Below are 1,927 nucleotides of genomic sequence, written 5' to 3'. Positions count from 1 at the left end.
TTTTTTTTGGGCGATCTCAACAGCTTTAGCTTCTTCACTCAATGCAGCCAGTCGTTTCTCTTCAGCTTCAGCCAGTTTCAACTGGCGTTCTGTTTCAGCCTTCTCCCGTTCAATCTCTTTACGTCGTTGTTCTGCTTCCTGAAAAGCCTTTTCTGCTGCTTCCGCTTCTTTACGGGCTTTTTCTTCTGCTTTCGCAAGGCGCAAACGCTCTGCTTCCGCCTGCATAGCTGCATTATTAGCATGAGCAAGCTCTGTTGCTGAAGGCGTACGTGAGGCATTGTGACGAAGAGCCTCATTCACGATATCCTTCAGGCGCTGAGTCAGCGCATCCCTGTTTGCCTTTGCTTTCGCCTGTGCTTCCGCTGCAGCTTTTGCCCGGGCAGCCTGCTCTGCCTGTGTTTTCTTTAATTGAGCAGTAGACCATTTAGCAGTTGCATGAATAGCTGCAGAACTTTCACTTTTACTGCCTCCTTTTCCACCTCCGCCGCCAGAGCCACTCCCGTCAGGAGTACCATTCAAAAGAGTAATAATTACCTGTCCCTTATCATCATAAGGAACACCATCTTTATAGTACGCTACCGCGGTTTCCATTATAAAATCCTCTTTGACTTTTAAAACAATAAGTTAAAAATAAATACTGTACATATAACCACTGGTTTTATATACAGCATAAAAGCTACGCCGCTGCATTTTCCCTGTCAAGACTGTGGACTTCCATTTTTGTGAAAACGATCAAAAAAACAGTCTTTCACACCACGCGCTATTCTCGCCCGATGCCACAAAAACCAGCACAAACATTACCGTTCTCAGACCTCATTATGTTTTACTGAAACTATGAGATGAGACATCTATGGGACACTGTCACTTTATGGCATGGCACACACTCCGGGACGCACTAAAAATGACAGGCAGATCGCGTTCACAGTTTTACCGTGATATGCGCGCAGGCCTTGTCAGTTACCGTACCGGCAGGGACGGACGACGGGAGTTTGAAACCAGTGAACTGATCCGGGCATACGGCGAATTAAAGCAGAATGAGACACCAGAAAGGCACAGTGAGGGACATGCAGAAAATCCACATGATCAGCAGACAGAACGCATTCTCCGGGAACTGAATGAGCTGAAACAATGCCTGACGCTGATGCTTGAGGATAAACAGGCACAGGATATGGATCGCAGACACCAGGAAGCAGAACGGGAACAGCTACAAAATGAGATAGCCCAGCTCAGGCAGGCACTGGAACTGGAAAAGAAACGGGGATTCTGGTCCAGGTTGTTCGGTCGCTGAACGCTGTCAGAGACTGATGATAAAATAGTCTTCGGATAATAACTCACCGAGAATAAATACTTTAAGGTAGGGAGACACTCATGAGACGTACCGGAAACAAACTTTGTCTTATCGCCATGATAACAGCAACAGTAGCTCTCACAGCCTGTACCCCAAAGGGCAGCGTGGAACAACATACCCGGCATTACGTATATGCTTCTGATGACGGTTTTGATCCCAACTTTTCCACCCAAAAAGCCGACACAACACGAATGATGGTGCCTTTTTTTCGGCAGTTCTGGGATATGGGAGCTAAAGATAAAGCGACAGGAAAATCACGGAGTGATGTGCAACAACGCATTCAGCAGTTTCACAGCCAGGAATTTTTAAACTCACTCCGGGGCACAACTCAATTTGCGGGTACTGATTACCGCAGCAAAGACCTTACCCCGAAAAAATCCAGGCTGCTGGCTGACACGATTTCTGCGGTTTATCTCGATGGCTACGAGGGCAGACAGTAAGTGGATTTACCATAATCCCTTAATTGTACGCACCGCCAAAACGCGTTCGGTGCGATCACGGCAGCAGACAGGTAAAAATGGCAACAAACCACCCGAAAAACTGCCGCGATCGCGCCTGATAAATTTTAACCGCATGAAT

The 1,927-nt window shown here is 47.1% G+C and carries 2 protein-coding genes and 1 pseudogene; 2 read left to right on the top strand and 1 reads right to left on the bottom strand.

The annotated features are described in order from the left end of the window. Positions 1-591: pseudogene (cea, locus tag WC5_RS00005) on the bottom strand (pore-forming bacteriocin colicin E1); the annotation flags it as partial. 259 nt (positions 592-850) lie between these two features. On the opposite strand from cea, the gene WC5_RS00010 reads away from it, so the two are divergent. Both WC5_RS00010 and WC5_RS00015 read left to right on the top strand, forming a co-directional pair. Next, entirely contained in the window at positions 851-1,288 is a 438-nt protein-coding gene (locus WC5_RS00010; protein WP_016231866.1) for a hypothetical protein, read from the top strand. An 80-nt stretch (positions 1,289-1,368) separates the two neighbouring features. Next, positions 1,369-1,788, top strand: a complete 420-nt coding sequence (locus tag WC5_RS00015; RefSeq protein ID WP_001254967.1) for an Exc2 family lipoprotein — start codon at positions 1,369-1,371, stop codon at positions 1,786-1,788. Positions 1,789-1,927 lie beyond the last annotated feature (139 nt).

The organism is Escherichia sp. KTE114, from assembly GCF_000407765.1.
Lineage (GTDB): Bacteria > Pseudomonadota > Gammaproteobacteria > Enterobacterales > Enterobacteriaceae > Escherichia > Escherichia ruysiae.
Note: the sequence above shows the minus strand (reverse complement) of the source record. Positions and strands in the feature narration are given on the sequence as shown.

Bases quoted from the DNA above. Each gene is read 5' to 3' on its own strand.
- WC5_RS00010 (WP_016231866.1), top strand. From the start codon at position 851: ATGGGACACTGTCACTTTATGGCATGGCACACACTCCGGGACGCACTA.
- WC5_RS00015 (WP_001254967.1), top strand. From the start codon at position 1,369: ATGAGACGTACCGGAAACAAACTTTGTCTTATCGCCATGATAACAGCA.